2 protein-coding genes are annotated in these 1,164 nt (G+C 45.1%); both read left to right on the top strand.

What is annotated here, in order from left to right:
* Positions 1-561 (top strand): M20/M25/M40 family metallo-hydrolase (locus tag ACTHS3_RS13840; RefSeq protein WP_440368235.1); only part of this gene is annotated, 561 nt, incomplete at its 5' end.
* 107 nt (positions 562-668) lie between these two features.
* Complete coding sequence (locus tag ACTHS3_RS13835; RefSeq protein WP_070606896.1) at positions 669-1,154, top strand: hypothetical protein; 486 nt, start codon at positions 669-671, stop codon at positions 1,152-1,154.
* Positions 1,155-1,164: the final 10 nt, after the last annotated feature.

The raw sequence follows: 1,164 nt of genomic DNA, 5'->3' as shown, positions 1-1,164 counted from the left end.
AAGCAAGGCCATATTGCCTATCCGCATTTGGCAATCAATCCCGTGCATACTTTTGCCCCGGCCTTGCTGGAGCTGACACAAGAAGTCTGGGACGAGGGCAACGAATACTTTCCGCCGACCAGTTTCCAAATTTCCAATATCAACGGTGGCACAGGCGCGACCAATGTGATTCCGGGCGAGCTGAACGTCAAATTCAATTTCCGTTTCTCTACCGAGTCCACCGAAGAAGGTCTGAAGCAACGCGTTCATACCATTTTGGACAAACACGGTGTGCAATACGATTTGCAGTGGTCTTGCTCAGGCCAGCCGTTCCTTACTCAGGCAGGAAAACTGACCGACGTGGCACGCGAAGCCATTGCCGAGATTTGTGGTGTTGAGGCCGAATTGTCCACTACCGGCGGCACTTCGGACGGACGCTTCATCAAAGCCATTGCCACAGAACTCATCGAATTAGGCCCGTCCAACGCGACCATCCACCAAATCAACGAAAACGTACGTTTGGAAGATATTCCTAAGCTGTCGGCAGTGTATGAAGGTATGTTGAAACGTTTGTTGAAGTGAAAAAGGCCGTCTGAAAACGGCAGAAAGGGTATTGCCTCATCAAAATTGGCATACATTGTGGCAATGCCTTGACTGTCATTAATCGATTTCTTCACTAAAGGTTTTCTATGCAGAAATTTATCTCAGCCCTTGTTGTATTCGGATTGTCATTATCTTTGACAGGTTGTCTTGAGTCCGAGCCAAAGCCTCAAGCAGTTTCAATCAATCAAGGAAAAATTTTAGAAAAAAATGTACTGGTGGGATTGTGGCATATTGACGAGTTACCCATGGATGCGCCCCAAAACGCATATTATCTCAGTCGGGTAGAAACAACCGGCTCTGACAATCACATTTATGGAAAGCACATTGAGTTTGATAAAGACGGCAGGTTTAGCAGCGGTTATTCAGCAGAATGCGGTAATGATTGTTTTCCACATTCAGAAGGTCTTTATCGATTTGTAAGTGATGATGAAGTGATTTTGCAAGCGACCAAGGTTGAGCAAAGAGGCTATTGTGGAGAAAGCGGGGAGTTTAACAAGAGCGGCGAGTGGGTCTTGGGAAAATTTAAGATAAAAAAAGACAAAGAATTTGTTGTTTTAAAGAAAATTCTATAATTCCCATTGT

This window comes from Neisseria sp. P0009.S007 (genome assembly GCF_051962515.1).
This window is presented reverse-complemented; position numbering and strand designations above follow the sequence as displayed.